Genomic DNA, 19092 nt, shown 5'->3' on the forward strand with positions numbered 1-19092 from the left:
CGACCCCCGATCCGCCAAAGCCCCAACGCCGGCTTGACATCCATAGGGGCATCAGTCCCGCTCATACACCACCCGCGTGGACGTGACCCTGGCCGGCTAACTGGCTTGTCTCGTCAAGACAACCGAAAGTCTCGGCATTGGGTGTCGGCGACACGCATGTAGGGCGAGCGTCTGGTGGCGACCGAGTTCTGTAGGTCGTGAAGCCGCTCAAGCGCGGCTCCGTAGTACTCGGGCGGACTCGGGCGCGGGTCGCGGACGTGACCGCGGCATTCTCTTCGACCGCTTTACACGTGTACGGGCCACCCGGCTGCCGGGCGGCCCGTACGTTCTCACTGGTAGCGGGTCAGAACTTGCCGGCCTTGATGTCGGCGAGCCTCACCCGGGAGGTGTGGTAGTACGTCGCGTTCAGCGGCTTGCCCGGCTCCCTGTTGAACAGGGCGACGGGAGAGCCTGTCTTGGCGTTGATGACCAGCGACTCGACGAGCCCCGAGTGGTCCAAGTTGGGCCAACTGTCCGCCAGCGTGAGCGTGGGCTGGCCGGCGGTGGTGGTCTTCGTGACCTTGACGTGCGGCATCGACGCCAGGATTCGGAGCACGCCGGCCCGAACCTGGGGGTTCTCCGGTGCCGCGACGAGCGCGTCGAGAGAGTTCGTCCAGATGAAGTTCTCGGTCTGATCCTTCTTCTGCGCAGGGGTCAGCGGCTTCAAGGGCACATACTTCTTGCCCTTCGCCTTGGCGATGGCCTTGAGCTTCTCGTTCGCGGCCTGGGTCGGGTCCGGGTGGGGCTTGCCCGGGACGAGGTTGGCAACGGCCATCCGTGCGCGCGCGGTGCCGATATCGCCCTTCACGGCGTAGAGCGCCGCCGCGATGTCACGTTTGAACTGCCCCTCATCCTCATGATGGGGATCCTTGACCGCCTTCACCAGGGACTTCTTGCTCACCGCCCAGTAGTAGGTGCCGTCGTCGCTGAACAGGTCGACGCCGTTACCGCCCACCGCGTCACTGGTCGGTGACTGGTTACGGATTTCCAGCGTCGCGTCGCCCGACAGTTCGGCTCGCAGCGGCGTGATGTCCGCGGCCAGCTTGGCAAGGATCGGGTTCGCCGCTGCCGACGTCGCGCCCGCGGAAGGACCACCGTTCGCCGATGTCTTGTGGCTCGACGCCGATGTGGACGTGACGACCAGCGCCACCGCCGCGGCCGCGGCCAGTCCGACGGCGCCGAAGCCCGCCGTACGGCGCGCGCCCCGCCGAGTCCGCCTGCGAGATGCCGCCTTGATCTCCGTCACGCCTTCGACCTCCGTCGTCCCTTTGTTCTCCGATACCTCTTCCACGGCCATCGCCGCCTGCAGCACGGCCCTCGCCTTGTCAAAGGCGGCCGGCCGCACCGCCTCGGCGCCCTCCAGGCGCCTCAGCAGGTCCATCTCGTCAACCATCAGTTGGCCCCCTTCACCGCGTTCTGATCGGTCAACAGCGCGACCATTCCTGGCGCGTTTCGCAGCGCCATGCGTGCCTCGTGCAGGCGACGGCGCGCTGTTCCCGGCGGCATGCCGAGGACCCGCCCCGCGTCGGCGACGGTCAGGTCCTCCCAGGCGACCAGGGTCAAGATCTCCCGCTGCTGCGGCCCGAGCAGCGCCAGAGCGCGCCGCAGCACCGACTCGCCGTCGACACGGTTGTCCACGGCGGCCCACGGATCCCACCCGGACGCCACAACGCTCATGTCCGCCACCGGCTCCTCCGCCGGGCGGGATCGCCAGTACCGCCGGAGCGTGTTGTGCGCCACGCCGATCAGCCACGGGCCGGCGTCGGGGAACGCGCGGTCGTACTTCGCCCGGGACTTGAACGCCGCCACCCACACCTCACCGAGCAGGTCCTCGGCAGACTCCCGGCCGGCCCGTCGCGTGAGGTAGGCACCCACCGCTGCCTCGTGACGCCGGACGACCTCGACGAAGGCATCCTGATCGCCGTCGAGCGACCTGGCGATCAACTCCGCATCATCCGGATCAGATGTCATGACTCTCCTCGCAGCCGGATTGCCCCACATCCAGGGATTGCCAACCGATACGGCAAAACGTTCAGCGCTGGTCAGCGCCTTGGCTCTCGAAGCTGCCACCTTCCTGGAGCAGGGTGCGGATCGGCAGGTCCGAATGCTGCCGGGCCGAGGGCCGGTCGACCCGGCCGACCACCGTGGCCTGATCCAGAGGCTGCGCGTCGGCTCCATCCAGATCTCGCGGTCGACGACCTCGACCAGGCCGAGAAGTAACCTCAGCCACTGACCGACCTTGCGCCAAGCGTGGTGTCGGGCACGCGCGAGTGCATGGCGATTCATCCAGCGTTTCGCTCAGGAATGGGGAAGGTGGCCGCTCGGCGAGGACGATGGGTTCATGACGACCGCGATGGCCCGGCCGCGCACCTCCGGCCGCGTCAGCTGGACCGCCAGCGAGATGGCGACGCCGAAGAACGCCTGGGACGCGACGCCGGTGACGATGCGCGCCACCAGCATGACCGGGTACGCGGTCGCGACGGCGGCCAGCAGGTTGCCCGCGAGGAAGATCCCGAACAGCATCATGAGCGCCGCTCTCGGGCGCAGTCTGAGCATCGCGACGCTGAGGACGGGCCCGCCGGCGGCCATGGCCACGGCGAGGTGATGAGGTAGCCGATCTGCGGAATCGTGGCGTTCAGCCCGTGGGCGAGCTGCGGCATGAGCCCGGCGACGGCGAACTCACTGGTCACCATGGCGAAGATGCCGAGGGCCAGCACGTAGATGCACGGGGCATGGGCGGATCGACCTTCGGTCGAGTTCTGCACCGATCGATGCAAAACATGGGTACGCGAATGCGGGAATGCGGTCGGTCGCGGATCAGCGGGGGACGGGCAGCAGGGCGTCCAGCGCCGTCGCCGCGATCGCCGCCAGGACGGGGCGGTCGGCCCCGCCCTGGGCGGCCACCCGGATGCCGGCGATCACGGCGTTGAGGAATCGGGCCAGGTCGTCGGCGTCCCGCGCGGACGTGACGTCTCCGGTACGCCGCCCCACCGCGAGGACGTTCCGAAGCGCCGCCAGCCGCCGGGCCAGGTCGCGCTCCAGCAGTCGGTCGATCTCCGGGTCGCGCCCGGCGAGCTCCACCGTGGTGTTGACCGTCAGGCAGCCGGGGTGGCCGTCGCGCCGGTTCTCCGACTCGCCGTCGATGATCAGGTCGAACAGGGCGCGGATCCGCTCGGCCGCCGACCGCTCCTCGTCCTCCAGGATCTCGAGCTGAGGGCCGGTCATCGCCTCGATGTAACGGGTCAGCACGCGCTTGAACAGCTCACGCTTGCTGGTGAAGGCGTTGTAGACGCTGCTGCGGTCCAGGCCGACGGCCTCGCAGAGGTCCCGTGTCGAGGTGGCCTCATAGCCGTTCGCCCAGAAGGCGTGCATCGCCGCGTCGAGGACCCGGTCCTCGTCGAACGTCCTCGGTCGCGCCATGCCCGGGACGCTACCGGTTTTACACCGACCGATGCAATATCGGGCCGATCAGCGGTCGAGGCCGGCGGCGAACTCCTCCAGCCGCGAGGCGACCACGTCGGGCGCCTCGAGCGGCAGCAGGTGCCCGGCCTTCGGGACGACCTCGAGCCGGGAGTGGGGGATCACGGGCAGCAGGTGCTCGCGCAGGACGGACGGCGGTTCGACCCGGTCCTGCTCGCCCGCCAGCACGAGAACGGGCACGTCGATCCCTTCGACGGCCTCCGAGACGTCCGCCGCGATGCCCCTGAGCGGCCACTCCCGACGCGCGTCGGCGTCACTCGCGAGACTGTCGCGCACGACGGCGTCCCGGACGGCCGCGTCCAGCGGAGTGGCCGTCAGGACCTGGTCGAGCGCCTGCTCCACGCTCTCCGGCGAGTCGTACGCCTGGGCGAGAACCCGCTGATACTCGGGCGTCACCATGGCGGGCGGCCGCGGCGGCGCCGGCGCCACCAGCACGACCCCCGCCGCCCCGAAGGGGCGCCGCCCGGCGACGAGCTGGCTCACCTTCCCGCCCATCGAGTGCCCGACCAGGACGTACCGCTCCAGACCGAGGCCGGCCACGACCTCGAGGACGTCGTCGGCGAGCCGGTCGAGGTCGTACGGGCCGGGCAGCCGCCGTGACGAACCCCAGCCGCGCTGGTCGAACCGGACGACGTCGCGCCCGGCGGGCAGCCGCTCCACGACCGCGTCCCAGGTCCGCGCGGACCCGCCCCAGTAGTGCAGCAGGACCAGCGTCGGCCCGACTCCGTTCCGCCGCCGCACCTCGATCGCGCCACCGTTTGTGGTTTCCGTTCGCACCGTGATCTCCTCCGCCAACGTCCGACCGCCCGTACGGGACCGCCGGAACCAGGTGTTCACCCGTCGCTTCCTGCACAGATACGGGATCAACGCTAGGGTCGCGGTCGGCGGGGCACACGGTGGAAAGGTACGTCGTCATTGTGGAAAACGGTCAGCTCCCCGGAGTCCGGCAACTGCGTTACTCCCCGGCGCCCGGAGCGGGCTTCGGGGTCGAGGTGCTGAGCTTCGAAGGGCTGCGGCGCATGGACCCCGGCCGCCGGCGCGTCCGGCCGCAGCGCCCGGACTTCCACGTCCTCGCCCTCGTACGGTCGGGCACCGGACGGCACACGGCCGACTTCGTCGACCAAGACCTGCGCGAGCGCGGCGTCGTGTGGATCCGGCCCGGCGTCGTCCACCGCTGGACCGACGTGGACGACCTCGACGGCCCGCTGATCCTGTTCGAGCAGGGCTTCGTGCCCGCCGGCCCCGCCGCCCGGGCGGCCGCGGACGCCTTCGCGCCGGCCGGCCGGCGCCTCGACGAGCGCGCCTGGGAGCTGAGCGTACGAGCGGCGGACCACCTGGCCCAGGAGCACGCGGCGGCCGTCGCCGACCCGCGCCTGGCCTCGCCCGCCGTCCTCGCCCACCTGCTCGCGGCCCTCGTACTGCGGGTGCACCCCGCCGAGCCGCCCGCCCCGGCCGCGCCCGCGGACCAGACCGTCTTCCGCCGCTACCGCGCCGCCGTGGAGGAGCACTTCACCCGGTGGCACCACGTCGGCGACTACGCCCGCGCCCTCGGCCACGGCCCGCGCACCCTGACCCGGGCGACCCGGGCGACCGCCGGCGTGGGCGCCAAGCGGTTCCTCGACCAGCGGATCCTGCTGGAGGCCAAACGCCTCCTCGCCCACACCGACCTGCCCGTCGCCCGCTGCGCCGAACGCCTGGGCTTCGACGACGCCGCGAACTTCACCACGTTCTTCCAGCGCCAGGAGGGCCTGTCACCCGGCCGCTGGCGCACCGCCCACAGCGGCCGCTGACCTCCCCGCGCCCTCTCGGGCTCAGAGGACGCTGTCCACCGCCTGCACGTAGGCGTAGAAGGCCTTCGTACGGTGGGCGGGGTTCGCGATCCAGTCCAGGTCCAGCCGTCCGCCCGCGAAGAACGCCTTCCGCTGCGCCGTGCTGATCTCCAACTGCACGCCCTTCCCACGCTGATTCCGGTTGCAGATGTTCTTCGGGTCCTGGCCCTCGATCTTCGACGCCGGCACCGCCGTCTTGAACCCCTTGGCGTTCAGCGCCTTGATGATCTTCTTGACGAGCACGGTGTCCCGGCCGCCGACGTACGTCACCGGGCGGTCCCCCTTGGCCCCGTGCCAGGAGACGGTGTACTTCGAGGCCTTGACGAGCTTCAACGCCCGGGGCTCGTCGAAGTGGGTGGCGGTGAGGTGCAGTTTCTGGTTGCCGGACTTCTTGATCCCCATGAACGAGTAGTAGGCGTCGTGCCCATGGCTCGCGGCGTAGTCGGCCAGCTGTGACGTCGGCGACTCGATCAGGCCGCCGTGGATCGCGATCTGCGCCACGTTCGCGCCGCGCGGCGTCCTCTGCACACGTTTGTAGTCCAGGCCCTCCTTCTCGTGCCGCGCCAGGTCGGCGTAGTTCCGGTAGGTATCACCTGCCGTGACCTGGACGCCCCGCGCGACCGGAGCCGCCTGCGCGGTCTTCCGCCCCGCCGGTCCCGAGCCGCAGGCCGTCAGCGCCAGTAGTCCGGCGGTGCCCAGAACGAGTTGCTTCTTCACTGCCACCTCATCCAGTCAGGGGACGAGCCAGCCAAGCCTAGAAAATGATCTTGCGTCAACCGGTCAGGTCGCACCCGTCGCACGTTGCGTCCTGCGGAACCGATGTTTGCCAACCGATCGGCTCGCGCTCGGATTAGGGATGATCACGTTCGGTTACGTCTCTGTCTGATCTTGTGGCGGGGCGGCCTGGCGGGGGCGACGTGCGGATTATCCGGTCGATGGGTGTGGGCGCGGTCGCGATGCTGCTCGGCGGCGTCGTCGGCTGCGGCCATCCGACGAGAGAGGCTCCTCCGTCGGCGAACGGGAGGAACGCGGCGGAGGCGGGCGCTCCACCGCTGGGTCTGCCGGGCCCGGCCCCACAGGCCAAGGGGCTGACCGTCCTCGTGGTGGGCGACTCGTGGGCGCGCAACCTCGGCGTCGGCATGGCGGACGCGGGTAAGGCGCGCGGATACACCGTGGTCAACGCGGCTCAGGGCGGCTGCGGCATCATGCTGCCGACCGGGGAGGCGCCCGGCGGCCGGCTCACGGCGACGAGGCCGGCCTGCCGGACCTGGCCCGAACAGTGGCCCCGGCTGGTCGAGCGGTACCGGCCGCAGGCCGTCGTGCTGTACACCGCGTACTGGGACCAGACGCCCCAGGTGATCGACGGCGGTCGACCGCGTGACCTCGGCGACCCGGTGTTCCGGCAGCGGTACCAGGCGAACATGGACCGGGCCATCGGTCTGCTGCGCGCCCAGGGCGCCGCCGTCTACGTCGGCACCGCCGTGATCGGCAAGGGCACCGAAGGCCGTACGGCCCGAGAGATGAACCGGCAGGTGGAGACCGTCGTCCGGCGGAACGCCCGTCGCGATGTCCATCTGCTCGACGTACGGCGCCAACTGTGCGCGCACGACGACTGCCCGGCCCGCGTCCACGGCATGGACGTCTACGACGAGACCGGCCACCCGACCGCTCCGGCTCACGACCGGCTCGGCACCTGGATCCTCAGCACCCTGTGGACGGCCGCCGGCCACCGAACCGGATGACACGCGCTCACTCGAGGAGGAGAGAGCCAGTGATCGGCATCACGAGGCGGGCGACTCTGCGCGCGGCGGCGGTCGGCTGCTGCGCGGTCGGCCTGTTGCCGGGAGGCGGCACCGGCTGCCGGGCGGCGACGCGACCACCCGTACGGCCGGCGGCGAACCCGGTGGTCCCGCCGCTGGGCGACGCGGCGCTGCGTCCCGACGTCCGAGACCTGAGCGTTCTCGTGGTCGGGGACTCCTGGGGCCGTTCCCTCGGCATCGGAATGGAGAAGGTCGCCGACGCGGACCGGGACCGGCACAACGCCGTGACCCCGGCGGCCCGGGGCGGTTGTGGGATCATGCAGCCCGCCAAGGTCCTGGAGTCGGGACGGCTCTTCCCCAAACCGGCGTGCAACGACTGGCCGGAGTCCTGGCGGACCCTGGTCGCCCGGGTCCGCCCGAGGGCGGTGCTGCTGGAATCCGGGATCTACGACACCCACAACCCGCAGCAGCTTCCCGGGCAGGACCACCCGACGTCCATCACCGATCCGGTGTTCCGGACGCGGTTCGACGCACAGCTCGACCGCGCCGTCCGTGTACTCGGGGCGGGCGGGGCCCGCGTGTTCCTGACGACCGTCACCGACTACGCGAAGCCGTACTGGAACGAGACCAACGGGCGCTGGTCGAACGCGATGAACGCCGCGCTGCGAGCCGGCGCGAAACGAAACCCGGGCCTTCGACTGCTCGACCTGCACGGCCAGATGTGCGCCGACGACAAGGACTGCCCAGCGGTGATCTCCGGCATCCCCGTCTACGACGAGACCGGTCACCCCGCCCCGGTCGCGCGCGACCGGCTGGCCGCGTGGATCCTCAACTCGATCCACGCCGATCTGCACGCCCATGCGTCCTGACCACCCGCGCCGCCGGAACCCGGTGCCGGACCTGGTCCCGTCACGACCGGCCCGCCTCTCGGGGGCGCCCGGTGCCGGCGTCCCCCGGTCCCGAGGCCGCCTGACCACAAAACCGGAACCCATCGCCGACGGCCGGAGACGCGTCGCCCGCGTGTCGCACATCCCCGCGGTGGACGGACTGCGCGCGCTCGCGGTGCTCGCCGTGATCGCCTACCACTTCGGTCTCCCGCTGCACGGCGGCTTCCTGGGCGTCGACCTGTTCTTCGTCATCTCGGGCTATGTGATCACCCGGCTCCTGCTCGCGGAACGCGCTCGGACCGGGACGACCCGGCTGGCGGTGTTCTGGGGTCGCCGGGCCCGTCGCCTGTTCCCGGCCGTGCTGGCGGTGCTGGTGGCGGTCCAGGTCTGGATGCATCTGGGCGCCGGAACGCCGATGCGCCACACCGTCAACTCCCAGACCCTCGCCGCGCTGGTGTACGGCTCCAACTGGTACTCGATCTTCGCCGAGGTCGGCTACTGGGGCATGCCCGTCGACCGGGCACCGCTCAACCACTTGTGGTCGCTGGCGGTCGAGGAGCAGTACTACCTGGTGTGGCCGCTGGTCTTCGTCGTGCTGATGGGTACGGTCGGCTCGCGCCGGGTGCTGGCCTGCGCCGCCCTGCTGTGCGCCGGATGCGCGTACACGGCGATGCACCTGCTGTTCCTGCCCGGCGCGCCGGATCGCGCCTATCTCGGCACCGACTGCCGTGCCGGTGGACTGGCGCTGGGCGCGCTGCTCGCCGTGCTCTCCACTTCACCGGCGGTCGTCGACCGCAGGCTGCCCGCGCGTGTCACCGCTCCGGCAGGCGTCCTCGCCGGCGTCTGCCTCGCCTGCCTATGGTCGACCGCGAACCTGAACGACCGCGGCCTGTACACCTGGCAGTTGGCCGTCGCCGGGGCCGCGGCGGCCACGCTCATCGGCTCGCTCGTCCTCACGCCGGAGGGGCTCCCCGCGCGGGTCATGGGCTCACGGCCGCTGGTCGCCATCGGCAAGGTGAGCTATTCGCTCTACCTCTGGCACTGGCCGATCTGGGTGTTCCTCGCCGCCGAACGCCCGCAGTGGCCCGCCGCGGAGCGGGTCATCGTGGCCGCGATCGCCACGGCCGTCGTCGCGACCGCCTCGTACCACATGGTGGAGAACCCGCTGCGGCACAGCCGCAGGCCGATGAGAGTGCTGGCACCCGCATTCCTGGCCGTGGCGACGATGGTCGCCTGCGCGGCGATTCTCCTCCAGCCGTCGGCCCCTGTCGAACAGCGCGACGATATCCAGGTCAGCGGACCGTAGAGACTGGCCACTGTGGACGTGTGCCAACCAATTCACGAAGGAGTGTGACCATGCGTATCTCGAAGACAAAGGGCGTCGGTGTGGCGCTCGTGGCAATGACGATCATTGGCCTGACCTGTGTGACCAGCGCTCCGGCGGAGGCCGGCGTGCTGCGGCGGGCGGGCGGCATCTGCCAGTCCGTCGCGGGCATCAACGCGTATGCCCAGCAGAATGGATTCACGCCGCGCTATGTCGCTGAAATGTGCAACAGGAACGCGGGTACGCACTGGAACGTGACGGACTTCTCCGGCTAGTCGCTGAAATCCGCCGGAGCTCGGTGATTCTTCCGGATACGGCGTGTTCGCCCGGGGGGAGGGGCGGACGCAATTCTCGGCCGGTTCCCCGGGCCGCCTTCGGCGCGTGCAGTCGTTCGGCGCCCGGGGCCGGCTCGCCGCGCCGCCCGTCGTAGGCTGGCCCGACGACGCCACCGGCGGGCAGGCGGCGGCCGCCCGGTGACGGCCGCGCCGCCCGTACGCAGCGGCGCCGATGTCGTTGCCCCGCGCCACGCCCGTACGGGAGGTCACCTCGTTGAGCGTCCCGCCCGACACGCTCGTGCCCTGGCCGCACGTCGCCGACCTGATGGGCGGCTGGCCGGACTCCCTGACCGTCGGCGTCTACGACGGTACGGGCCCGGCCCCGGCGGACCTGTCCGAAGTCCGGCTCTACGTGCTGCCGTACGCGAAGGGACCCGAGACCGTCCGGCTCGCGGGCCGGATGCCGAAGCTGGAGGTCGTGCAGAGCCTCAGCGCCGGCGTCGACGCGCTGCTCCCGCACGTCCCGCCGGGCGTCACGGTGTGCAACGGCCGGGGCCTGCACGACGCGAGCGTCGCCGAGCACGTGGTCGGCCTGATCCTGGCCGCGCAGCGGGAGCTGCCCCGATGGGTCCGCGACCAGGCCGAGGACCGCTGGCGGCCGCACTTCACCCGTTCGCTCGCCGGCTCGCGGGTGCTCCTGCTCGGGTACGGCTCGATCGGCGCCGCCGTCGAGGCCCGCCTGCTGCCCTTCGAGACGACGGTACGGCGCGTGGCGAGCCGTCCCCGCCCGACCGAGTCGGTGCACGGCGTCGACGAACTACCGGACCTGCTCCCGGACACCGACATCCTCGTGTCCACCCTGCCGCTCACCGCCGAGACCACCGGCCTCCTCGACGCCCGCCTGCTCGCCGCGCTCCCCGACGACGCCCTCGTCGTGAACGTCGGCCGCGGCGGCACCATCGACACGGCCGCCCTGCTGGCCGAGACCGGCTCGGGCCGGCTGCGCGCCGCCCTCGACGTCATGGACCCCGAACCGCCACCGCCCGGCCACCCTCTCTGGTCGACGCCGAACGTCCTGATCACCCCGCACGTGGGCGGCGGCTCCGCGACGTTCTACCCGCGCGCCGAACGCCTGATCGCCGAGCAACTGCGCAGGTTCGCCGCCGGGGAACCGCTGCTCAACCAGGTCACCCGCCCGGCCTGACCGGCGGCACCACCCCGCGGCCCGTACGAGCCCGGCGGCGCGGGCGGCGGCGACGCCGGAAGGCCGATCCGCACGCCGGGGGCCGGCCGGACGTCGCCGAGGTGGCGAAGTCGAACGAACCCGGGGTGTTGCCAGGTACACCTCCGGATACGCCGGTTGGGACCAATGTGCGACCATCCGCCGTCCAGCAGAGTTGATCACGTCACCGACAGACACACCCTGAACCTGGAGACGTAATGGCTCGCGCTGGAACTGTGGCCCGACGTGCGACGGCCGGTCTGCTCGCGGCGGCGGTCGTCACGACCGTCGGCGCACCGCTCGCGTACGCGGCCGACCGCCAGACCCCCACGAAGGCCACGAGCGGTACGGCCGATGGGCGGCAGCCGAAGGGGCTGCGGACGGCCGTCGACCGCCTCGTCGCCGACGGGCAGCCCGGCGTCATCGTGATGACGCGCCGGGGGAACAAGGTCGCGCACCTCGGCGCGGGTGTCGCGGATCAGGAGACCGGCACCCCGATGGACCCCCGTTTGCAGATCAGGATCGCCAGCATCAGCAAGACGTTCACCGCGACCGTGCTGCTGCAGCTGGTGGCCGAGCACAGGCTCTCCCTGGACGACACCGTGGACCACTGGCTGCCCGGCGTCGTGCGGGCGGGCGGCAACGACGGCCGCCACATCACGGTACGGAACCTGCTGCAGCACACCAGCGGCCTGAACGAGTACGCCCTGGACCCGCGAATCCAGACGCAGCCCGAGCGCGTGTGGAAGCCGCAGGAACTGGTCGACATCGCGCTGGAGAAGAAGCCGCTGTTCGAGCCGGGCAAGGGCTGGAGCTACGCCAACACCAACTACATCCTCGCCGGGATGATCATTGAGAAGGTCACCGGGCATCGAGTGGAATCCGAGATCGGCCGGCGCATCATCCGGCCGCTCGGCCTGAAGCACACCTCGATGCCTCAAGGCACCGGCTTCTCCGGCCCGTACGTCCACGGCTACTACGGCTCGTACGGCGACGTCAGCACCTTGATCAGCCCGTCCAGCGGCTGGACCTCCGGCGGCATGATCTCCACCGTGGACGACGTCGCGAAGTTTCACCGGGCCCTGTTCACCGGCCGGCTGCTCCCGCGCGCCCAGCAGCGCGAGCTGACCACGACCCGCGCGGTCATCGACGACGGCACCCCGGAGAACTACGGCCTCGGCGTCTACCGCGTACGCCTCCGCTGCGGCAGCGCCTGGGGCCACGACGGCGGCTGGCCCGGCTACCGGACCTGGGCGTACACCAGCAAGGACGGCAAGCGGCAGGCGATCATCTCCTACAACCAGACGGACGAGAAACTCCAGGCCGACCCGAACTTCCGCGCCGACCTGAAGAAGGTCACCGAGGCCGCCTTCTGCGGCTGACCGGACCGTACGGCGGCTCGGCGGTCCGACCGCCGAGCCGCCGACCGGAATCACCGGTGGCGCGTCCGGCTTCAGAGGACGTCGGCGAGGCGGTCCACCTGGGCCGGGTCGAGCCCGTAGCAGTAGAGCATGACCTCGTCGGCGCCGAGGTCGGTGAAGGCGGCGATCGCGTCGCGGATCTCGCTGGGCGTGGTCAGCATCCCGGCGACCATCCGGTCGGCCATGCCGGTGAAGGTGTAGTACGCGTGCATGCGGGCGCGGGCGTCGTCGACCACGTCCTGCGGGCCGAGCGCGGCGTTGACCTGGGCGACGATGCGGGGCTCGCCGTCGCGGCCGTACTCCTTCCAGAACGTACGGACGGTGTCGAACAGCCCGCCCGCCCAGGAGGGCGGCGCGGCGGCGAGGAAGCCGTCGCCGCAGCGCGCGACGCGTTCCAGCGCGACCGGCTTGAACCCGCCGAACAGCACCTCGGGCCCACCGGGCCGGCCGGGCGCGGGACCGATCGGCCCGACCTCGTCACCGTACGGCTCGCCGGCCCAGATGCGGCGCATCACCGTCAGCTGCTCGTCGAGCCGGCGACCGCGGGAGCTGACGGGGACGCCCGCGACCTGGTGGTCGTCCTCGCGACCGCCGATGCCCAGGCCGAGGACGAGGCGGCCTCCGGTCATCCGGTCGAGGGTGGCGGCCTGCTTGGCGAGCAGGGCGGTGTCACGCAGCGGGGCCAGCAGCACCTCGGTCTGCACGCGGACGCGGGACGTCGCGCCTGCGAGAACGGCCAGCGCGATCAGCGGCTCGGGGTTGTCGAAGACGAGGCGGTCCAGCAGGCCGAGCGTGCTGAACGGCCCGGCGTCCGCGCGCCGCGCCCAGTCGAGCAGGGTGGCCGGGTCGCCGATGGGCAGGCCGATACCGACGTTCATGAGAGAGCACCTCCGAAGGGAAGGGTCGACGAATACATCTGCCGCCCCTTCGGCACCTGGTGAAGGTGGGACGCTCCCGCTCTGCGGCGTACTTCCGGGAGAGCGCCTCTTAGAAGTGATCTCACTGTAGGACGAGCGCCGTTGACCCGGCAAGCCGGATGATCAAGCTCGGTGCCAGCCCGTCACGGACGTTTCACCAGACCCTGGTCCAGCGCGACGATGTCCGGGACGAGCCCGTCACGGGCGTCTGAGCAGGCCCTGGTCCAGCGCGATCACCACCGCGCGGGTGCGGTCGGTGACGTCGAGCTTGGCGAAGATGCGCAGCAGGTGCGTCTTGACGGTCGCCTCGGCGATGACCAGCCGTTCGCCGATCTCGGCGTTGGACAGGCCGTCGGCCACCGCCTTCAGCACGTCGACCTCGCGGGGGGTCAGCGCCGGCTGGGCAGGTCGGCGCATCCGGGCGACGAGGCGCTGGGCGACCCGCGGGGCCAGGACGGTCTCCCCGCGGGCGGCGGACCGGACGGCGTCGATGAGCTGCTCGCGCGTGGTGTCCTTCAGCAGGTAGCCGACGGCGCCCGCCTCGACCGCCCGCTCGATGTCGGTGTCGGTGTCGTAGGTGGTGAGGATCAGCACCCGGGTCGTCCCGGGACCGGCGGCGATCCGGGAGGTGACGGCGACACCGTCGAGGACGGGCATCCGCAGGTCCAGCAGCGCCACGTCCGGGGCGTGCCGCTCGACCAGCTCGACCGCCTCCCGGCCGTCGGACGCCTCACCGACGACGGCGATGGAGGGCTCGGCGGCGAGCAGGGCGGCGACGCCCGCCCGCATGGCGGGGTGGTCATCGGCCAGGATGACCCGGAGTACCTCTTCGGACATGTCATTCCTCGGTGGGGAGTACGACGAGGACGCGGGTGCCGTCGCCGGGCGAACTGGTGATGGTGAGGTCGCCACCGAGTTCGGTCAGGCGGCGGCGCATCCCGGCGAGGCCGAACCCCCTAACGGTCCCGACCGTGAACCCCCGGCCGTCGTCGGTGATCTCCAGCTCGACGCCGTACGGCTGCCGGGTCAGGACGACGCCGACGGTGGAGGCGGCGGCGTGCTTACGGACGTTGTTCAGGGACTCCTGGGTGCACCGCAGCAGCGCTATCCGGGTGGCCGGATCGCAGGCGACGTCGTCCAGCTCGGCGTCGACGGTGACGCCGGTGTCCTCGGCGAAGCGGTCGAGGATGCGGCGCAGGGTCCGGGCGATCGAACCGCCCTCGCCCTCGCCCCCGGGGGCGGGAGACGGGCCGACCAGCGCGCGCGCCTCGGCGAGGTTGTCGCGGGCGGTCCGCTCGATCGACAGCAGCCGCCGCGCGGCGCCGTCCGGGTCGGCGGCGAGATCCGACCGGACGGCTTCGGCGAGCACGACGATGGAGGCGAAGCCCTGGGCGAGGGTGTCGTGGATCTCCCGGGCGAGCCGCTCGCGCTCGGCGTCGGCACCCTGCCGGCGGTACGCCTCGGCCAGTTCCGCCTGGGTGGTCGCCAGTTCCCCGGCGAGCCGGCGGGCGCGTTCGTCGGACCGGACCAGGGCGCGCCGGGCGGTCAGGCCGAAGGCGGTGCCGGCGACGCAGGCCACCACGGTCACGATGGCGTTCCCGCCGGCGGAGGCGCCGCTCAGCGCGCCCCCGGCGACGGCGGCCAGCGCGCCCGCACCGCTCAGCAGCACCGACCGCCGGGCGGTGCCGGAGGGCACCCAGAAGTACGGGAGCGACACGACGTAGAGGGAGGCGGCTCCGTCCCGCAGCATCGCCACCGCGAACAGGCCGACGACGAGCGCGTACGGGAACCAGGGACGGCGCCCGGGGACCCGCAGCGACACCGCGCACGCGAGGCCCAGGGCGATCGGTACCGCCGTCGACCAGATCCGTCTCCCCGCCGGATCGCCCAGCCCCGCCACGACCTCAGGCGCCGGGCCGAGCAGCGCCCACACCGGCGCGTACCGGCGAAGGAACCGGACCGGGTCGTCGGGGGTCGCCATGGTGATCAGCCTACGTTCCCCACGACCTGGCCCCGGGGGTCGGCGACCTCACCCCGTCCGCCGTCTCCGGAGCGGAGGGTACGGCGGCGGGACGGCCACCAGGCGGCGTCACCGAGCAGCAGCATCACCGCGGGCAGGATCACCAGCCGGATCACGAAGGCGTCCAGCAGCACCGCCACGGCCAGGCTGAACCCGATCTGCTTCATCTCGATCAGGTGCAGGGGGACGAAGGAGGCGAAGACCGTCACCATGACGACCGCGGCGCTGGTCACCACGCCGGCCGAGCCGCCGATGCCCCGCAGTACGGCGGTCCGGGCCGGGACGCCGCTCCGTACGGCCTCCTGGACCCGGCTGAGTGTGAACACCTGGTAGTCCATCGAGAGCCCGAACAGGATCACGAAGAGGAACAGCGGCACGCGTGAGCCGATCGACCCCATCGAGGTGAAGTCGAGCAGTCCCTCCGCCCAGGTGTGCTGGAAGACCGCGGTCAGGACGCCGAGCGAGGCGGCGGCCGACAGCAGGTTGAGCACGACGCCGACCAGCCCGAGGACGACCGAGCGGAACGCGAAGGCGGTGATGACGAAGGTGACCAGCAGCAGCGCCCCGAGGATCAGCGGCAGCCGCTGCTTCTGGTGCTCCGGGTAGTCGGCGTACCGGGCGACGTCCCCGGTGACCGCGGTCTCGGCGCCCGCGAGCCTCCCCACCGTCGCCGGGACGAGATCCGCCCGCAGATGCTTCAGCGACTTCTGCGCCCGTACCTCGCTCGGGTACGCCGGAACGGGCACCTCCAGAACGGAGATCCGGCGGTCCGCCGAGACGCGGGTCCTGGTCCGGCCGTCGAACAGCGGGTCGTTCTTCACCTTGGCGGCGAGCGCGTCCAGCGCGGCGGCCACCTGCGGCTGCCGGTCCGAGGCGGCCTGGACGACGACCTGGTTCACCGACTTCAGCTCGGGGAAGGCCGCGTTGACCCGGTCGAAGGACCGCATGGCGGGCAGCTCGCGGGAGTAGGTCTCCCGCCCGACGTCGGTCAGCTTCATGTACGTGAGCGGAGCCGCCATGGTGAGCATCGCGGCCACCGCGACGCCCAGCATGAGCACGGGCCGCCGCGCGACGGGGCGCAGCGCAGCCGAGGTGAGCCCGCCACCGCCCGCCGAGTTCTGGGTCTGCCGCGTCCTCCGCGCGGCGCGCCGGGACGCGCGGCCGCCGAGCAGGGCCAGCAGCGCGGGCAGGACGGTGACCGAGCTGACCACGGCCGCGATCGTGACCACGATGGCGCCGGTCGCCAGCGAGCCGAAGATGACGTCGCCCGCCAGGTACAGCGTGGCGCTGGACGCGGCGACCGCCAGCCCCGAGACCAGCACCGCCCGTCCCGAGGTCGCGGCGGCGATCTCCACGGCGGCGGCCGGCGTGAGCCGCCCACCGGACCGTGCCCGCTCCTCCCGGTGCCGCTTCAGGTAGAAGAGCGTGTAGTCCACCCCGACCGCCATGCCGATCAGCAGGATGACGTTGGTCCCGACCCCGGCGTCCGGGAAGGCGTGCGAGGCCAGCATCGAGAGCCCCACCCCGGCCATGATCGAGGAGACCGCCAGCAGCAGCGGCACCAGCGCCATCACCACCGACCGGAAGACCAGCAGCAGCACGATCAGCGTCACCGGCAGGGCGAACAGCTCCGTACGCGACAGGTCCTCGCCGCGCTGTCCCTGCACGTCCTTACTGATGGACGGGCTGCCGGACTCCTCGACCCGGAGATCCGGATGCGCCCGCTGGACCGCCGCGGTCTGGGCCAGCAGGGGATCGATGTGCTTCCGCCCGTCGAGCTCGGGTCCCTTCATCGTCACGTCGATCCGTACGGACCGCCCGTCCGCCGACCGTACGGGCGCCGCCACCGACTCCACCTCGGCGAGCCGCGTCATCCGCTCGCGCACATCCCGTACGGCCGCGTCGGCGGCGGCGCCCAGGCCCCGGCCGTCCTTCGTCGAGATCAGGACGCGCTCGAGCGGTCTCTGCTGCAGGCCGCCGCTCGCGGCCATCGCCTCGGCCCGCCCGGCCTCGCCCACCCGGTAGTCCTCGGAGGTGGCGGCGTGACCGCCCACCGCGATCCCGGCGCCCAGGCACACCACCACGAACAGGAACCACCCGGCGATCGCCAGCCAGGGGCGGCGCGCGCTCCACCGCGCCACACGTACAGAGGGATTGTTCATGCCGTTCATGCTGGTCGCGGGGCCATTGCCGCCGACAGCATCGACCGGTCGAACCTGCCGTCCACCGATCGGTGGACGGCGGGCGTCACCGCGCCCCGGGGACCCGCTCCACGCGCCCTGTGCCATGATCGGGACCCGCCGTACCGCCATGGAGAGGATCGCGACCTTGTCGGCATCCGCTGAGTCCCTGATCGCCGACATCCCCGCGTTCGCGCCGTACGCCCGCCCGGCGACCCTGCTGCGGCCGGCGGCGGGTTCTCCCGGCGCCGGTGACAGCTCCGTCGGCGGGCCGCTGCTGTGGCCGGCGGACGACCCGTGGCCGGTCTGCCCCGCGCCCCACCTCAAGGAGGTGCGCGAGAAGCTGACGGACGAGGAACGCGAGACCTGGCAGCGGATCGACCACGCCATGAAGGAACGGCACCGTCAGAATCCGGGCCGGGGCTACGAGGTCACGGCCGAGGAGGCCCGGATCCAAACGGAGATCATGGCGGGCGCGTCGGCGCTCGACATGACGAACTGGGAGAGAATCCGCTCGGTGCAGGACACCTCCGGTCCCGGCGTCCCGATGGTCCCCGTCATCCAGCTCTACGCCCGGGACGTACCGGGAGACCACTGGCCGGCCGGGATGGACGTCCTCCAGGTGCTGTGGTGCCCGAACGACCACAGCGACCTCCCGGGCCAGCGCTACTACTGGGGCCCCACCGTCGAACTGCGCTATCGATCGTCGTCCACCGTGGCGACGACGCTGACGCACCCTCCCCGGCCGGACCGCGCGGACAAGTCCTACCTCCCGCACCCTTGCACCATCGCCCCGCTGGAGATCGTCGACCTCCCGGAGCAGGACGAACTGCCCGAAGACCTCTTCGATGAGGGCGACCGCTGGGCGGAGGCGCGTGACCTCGAGTTCAACCGCGTCCTGGCCTGCCGCCCCGGCTGGAAGGTCGGCGGCTGGCCCAGCTGGCACCTGACCGACTTCACCCCCATCGACTGCTCCTGCGGCGCGCGCATGCGGTTGTTCCTGACCATGGACAGCGGCGACGACCCGGACATCGTCGTCGGCCGCTACGGCGAACTCCGCGTCTTCACCTGCCCGGTGGACGCCTCCCACCCGATCAGGCTGAACATCCAGTAACGGTCTTCCCGGAGCGCCTCTCGTACGAGAAAGGGATCCGCCACCATGCCGACTCTGATCTGCCGGACCTCCGCCGAGGTGTGGGTGGACGCGTCCACGGTCGACCTGGTCGGCGAGGACCTGGTGACGGAGTTCGAACCGGACTGGACCGCGACGGGCCTGGTCGACGCCGACCCCGACGGCGACGGCGCCTGCGTCATCTGCGGCCAGGAGATCGGCGACATCGCCGTCACCGCCGAACTCTGGGACGACGCCCCGCCCCCGGTCGCCAACGACTGGCAGGACGTCGCCGAGGTGTCGGTCGCCTGGCGATCCGCGTTCCTGGACTTCGGTACGACGGGCGGCGGCGACGACCCCGCCGAGCGGCTGGACCTGCCCGGCCCCGGCGACTACCGACTGCGCGTCCACGGCCGCAACCGCGACGACGGCGACCCCCGTACGGACGGCGACCCGGTGGAGGAGTACCTGATCCAGGTGTGGCCCGCCCCGCCCGGCGAGCCCGTCACCATCAAGTCGACCAGCGAGACCGCGGCCCTGTGGCGGGACCGGTGAGGCGCCGAAGCCCCCGTACGATCCGCGCGGAGGCCGCGGCCACGTAATCCCGTGGCGTGGGCGCCCGACGCG

General features: G+C 71.7%; 20 protein-coding genes. 10 read left to right on the forward strand and 10 right to left on the reverse strand.

Annotated features, from left to right (window positions below; genetic code table 11):
- Nucleotides 1-343: 343 nt before the first annotated feature.
- Together ABD978_RS36380 and ABD978_RS36385 are read right to left on the reverse strand one after the other, a co-directional pair.
- Nucleotides 344-1420: a hypothetical protein gene (locus ABD978_RS36380; protein ID WP_345364840.1), complete on the reverse strand. Its 1077-nt coding sequence runs from the start codon at nucleotides 1418-1420 to the stop codon at nucleotides 344-346.
- Between the two features lie 11 nt (nucleotides 1421-1431).
- A complete protein-coding gene (locus ABD978_RS36385; protein ID WP_345364842.1) occupies nucleotides 1432-2010 on the reverse strand; it encodes an RNA polymerase sigma factor in 579 nt (192 codons plus the stop codon).
- On the opposite strand from ABD978_RS36385, the gene ABD978_RS36390 reads away from it, so the two are divergent.
- The gene (locus ABD978_RS36390) at nucleotides 2009-2272 is read left to right on the forward strand and encodes a hypothetical protein (RefSeq protein ID WP_345364844.1); all 264 of its coding nucleotides are present in this window, start codon (nucleotides 2009-2011) and stop codon (nucleotides 2270-2272) included. The two genes, ABD978_RS36385 and ABD978_RS36390, sit on opposite strands and share 2 nt — an antisense overlap.
- A gap of 65 nt (nucleotides 2273-2337) precedes the next feature.
- Here the strand turns inward: ABD978_RS36390 and ABD978_RS36395 are convergent, their stop codons facing one another.
- The 3 genes from ABD978_RS36395 to ABD978_RS36405 form a co-directional block, all read right to left on the reverse strand.
- A complete protein-coding gene (locus ABD978_RS36395) occupies nucleotides 2338-2634 on the reverse strand; it encodes an MFS transporter (protein WP_345364846.1) in 297 nt (98 codons plus the stop codon).
- 222 nt (nucleotides 2635-2856) lie between these two features.
- Entirely contained in the window at nucleotides 2857-3459 is a 603-nt protein-coding gene (locus tag ABD978_RS36400) for a TetR/AcrR family transcriptional regulator (RefSeq protein ID WP_345364847.1), read from the reverse strand.
- 48 nt (nucleotides 3460-3507) lie between these two features.
- Nucleotides 3508-4296, reverse strand: coding sequence for an alpha/beta fold hydrolase (locus tag ABD978_RS36405; RefSeq protein WP_345364850.1), 789 nt, complete (start codon nucleotides 4294-4296; stop codon nucleotides 3508-3510).
- 140 nt (nucleotides 4297-4436) lie between these two features.
- Between ABD978_RS36405 and ABD978_RS36410 the strand changes: the two genes are divergently transcribed.
- Nucleotides 4437-5309, forward strand: a complete 873-nt coding sequence (locus tag ABD978_RS36410; RefSeq protein WP_345364852.1) for a helix-turn-helix transcriptional regulator — start codon at nucleotides 4437-4439, stop codon at nucleotides 5307-5309.
- A 21-nt stretch (nucleotides 5310-5330) separates the two neighbouring features.
- On the opposite strand, the gene ABD978_RS36415 is transcribed toward ABD978_RS36410, so the two are convergent.
- Entirely contained in the window at nucleotides 5331-6065 is a 735-nt protein-coding gene (locus tag ABD978_RS36415) for a poly-gamma-glutamate hydrolase family protein (RefSeq protein WP_345364854.1), read from the reverse strand.
- Between the two features lie 218 nt (nucleotides 6066-6283).
- On the opposite strand from ABD978_RS36415, the gene ABD978_RS36420 reads away from it, so the two are divergent.
- The 6 genes from ABD978_RS36420 to ABD978_RS36445 all read left to right on the forward strand — a co-directional run bounded on the left by ABD978_RS36420 (nucleotide 6284) and on the right by ABD978_RS36445 (nucleotide 12198).
- Nucleotides 6284-7090, forward strand: coding sequence for a DUF459 domain-containing protein (locus ABD978_RS36420; RefSeq protein ID WP_345364856.1), 807 nt, complete (start codon nucleotides 6284-6286; stop codon nucleotides 7088-7090).
- Between the two features lie 29 nt (nucleotides 7091-7119).
- The gene (locus tag ABD978_RS36425; RefSeq protein WP_345364858.1) at nucleotides 7120-7977 is read left to right on the forward strand and encodes a DUF459 domain-containing protein; all 858 of its coding nucleotides are present in this window, start codon (nucleotides 7120-7122) and stop codon (nucleotides 7975-7977) included.
- Nucleotides 7978-8128: 151 nt separating this feature from the next.
- On the forward strand, nucleotides 8129-9301 hold the full coding sequence (locus ABD978_RS36430; RefSeq protein WP_345364860.1) for an acyltransferase family protein: 1173 nt from the start codon (nucleotides 8129-8131) through the stop codon (nucleotides 9299-9301).
- Between the two features lie 50 nt (nucleotides 9302-9351).
- Entirely contained in the window at nucleotides 9352-9594 is a 243-nt protein-coding gene (locus ABD978_RS36435) for a hypothetical protein (RefSeq protein WP_345364862.1), read from the forward strand.
- A 325-nt stretch (nucleotides 9595-9919) separates the two neighbouring features.
- Complete coding sequence (locus tag ABD978_RS36440) at nucleotides 9920-10798, forward strand: 2-hydroxyacid dehydrogenase (protein WP_345364936.1); 879 nt, start codon at nucleotides 9920-9922, stop codon at nucleotides 10796-10798.
- 254 nt (nucleotides 10799-11052) lie between these two features.
- Nucleotides 11053-12198, forward strand: coding sequence for a serine hydrolase domain-containing protein (locus ABD978_RS36445; protein WP_345364864.1), 1146 nt, complete (start codon nucleotides 11053-11055; stop codon nucleotides 12196-12198).
- 71 nt (nucleotides 12199-12269) lie between these two features.
- Here the strand turns inward: ABD978_RS36445 and ABD978_RS36450 are convergent, their stop codons facing one another.
- From ABD978_RS36450 to ABD978_RS36465, 4 genes are all read right to left on the reverse strand, one after another.
- Nucleotides 12270-13115 (reverse strand): LLM class flavin-dependent oxidoreductase, encoded by an 846-nt coding sequence (locus ABD978_RS36450; protein WP_345364866.1) that lies wholly within the window; start codon nucleotides 13113-13115, stop codon nucleotides 12270-12272.
- A 237-nt stretch (nucleotides 13116-13352) separates the two neighbouring features.
- Nucleotides 13353-13991, reverse strand: a complete 639-nt coding sequence (locus ABD978_RS36455; RefSeq protein WP_345364868.1) for a response regulator — start codon at nucleotides 13989-13991, stop codon at nucleotides 13353-13355.
- A 1-nt stretch (nucleotide 13992) separates the two neighbouring features.
- Nucleotides 13993-15135 (reverse strand): sensor histidine kinase, encoded by a 1143-nt coding sequence (locus ABD978_RS36460; RefSeq protein WP_345364870.1) that lies wholly within the window; start codon nucleotides 15133-15135, stop codon nucleotides 13993-13995.
- 5 nt (nucleotides 15136-15140) lie between these two features.
- On the reverse strand, nucleotides 15141-17336 hold the full coding sequence (locus ABD978_RS36465; RefSeq protein ID WP_345364872.1) for an MMPL family transporter: 2196 nt from the start codon (nucleotides 17334-17336) through the stop codon (nucleotides 15141-15143).
- A 166-nt stretch (nucleotides 17337-17502) separates the two neighbouring features.
- Between ABD978_RS36465 and ABD978_RS36470 the strand changes: the two genes are divergently transcribed.
- Both ABD978_RS36470 and ABD978_RS36475 read left to right on the forward strand, forming a co-directional pair.
- Nucleotides 17503-18468, forward strand: coding sequence for a hypothetical protein (locus tag ABD978_RS36470; RefSeq protein ID WP_345364874.1), 966 nt, complete (start codon nucleotides 17503-17505; stop codon nucleotides 18466-18468).
- A 45-nt stretch (nucleotides 18469-18513) separates the two neighbouring features.
- Nucleotides 18514-19020: a hypothetical protein gene (locus ABD978_RS36475; RefSeq protein ID WP_345364876.1), complete on the forward strand. Its 507-nt coding sequence runs from the start codon at nucleotides 18514-18516 to the stop codon at nucleotides 19018-19020.
- Nucleotides 19021-19092: the final 72 nt, after the last annotated feature.

Source organism: Actinoallomurus liliacearum (assembly GCF_039542035.1).
GTDB classification, from domain to species: domain Bacteria; phylum Actinomycetota; class Actinomycetes; order Streptosporangiales; family Streptosporangiaceae; genus Actinoallomurus; species Actinoallomurus liliacearum.

Excerpts from the sequence above, each read along its gene's own strand:
- ABD978_RS36475 (WP_345364876.1), top strand. The coding sequence starts at position 18,514 with ATGCCGACTCTGATCTGCCGGACCTCCGCCGAGGTGTGGGTGGACGCG.
- ABD978_RS36420 (WP_345364856.1), top strand. The coding sequence starts at position 6,284 with ATGGGTGTGGGCGCGGTCGCGATGCTGCTCGGCGGCGTCGTCGGCTGC.
- ABD978_RS36390 (WP_345364844.1), top strand. The coding sequence starts at position 2,009 with ATGACTCTCCTCGCAGCCGGATTGCCCCACATCCAGGGATTGCCAACC.
- ABD978_RS36380 (WP_345364840.1), bottom strand. The coding sequence starts at position 1,420 with ATGGACCTGCTGAGGCGCCTGGAGGGCGCCGAGGCGGTGCGGCCGGCC.
- ABD978_RS36440 (WP_345364936.1), top strand. The coding sequence starts at position 9,920 with ATGGGCGGCTGGCCGGACTCCCTGACCGTCGGCGTCTACGACGGTACG.
- ABD978_RS36385 (WP_345364842.1), bottom strand. The coding sequence starts at position 2,010 with ATGACATCTGATCCGGATGATGCGGAGTTGATCGCCAGGTCGCTCGAC.
- ABD978_RS36435 (WP_345364862.1), top strand. The coding sequence starts at position 9,352 with ATGCGTATCTCGAAGACAAAGGGCGTCGGTGTGGCGCTCGTGGCAATG.
- ABD978_RS36400 (WP_345364847.1), bottom strand. The coding sequence starts at position 3,459 with ATGGCGCGACCGAGGACGTTCGACGAGGACCGGGTCCTCGACGCGGCG.
- ABD978_RS36465 (WP_345364872.1), bottom strand. The coding sequence starts at position 17,336 with ATGAACAATCCCTCTGTACGTGTGGCGCGGTGGAGCGCGCGCCGCCCC.
- ABD978_RS36455 (WP_345364868.1), bottom strand. The coding sequence starts at position 13,991 with ATGTCCGAAGAGGTACTCCGGGTCATCCTGGCCGATGACCACCCCGCC.
- ABD978_RS36460 (WP_345364870.1), bottom strand. The coding sequence starts at position 15,135 with ATGGCGACCCCCGACGACCCGGTCCGGTTCCTTCGCCGGTACGCGCCG.
- ABD978_RS36450 (WP_345364866.1), bottom strand. The coding sequence starts at position 13,115 with ATGAACGTCGGTATCGGCCTGCCCATCGGCGACCCGGCCACCCTGCTC.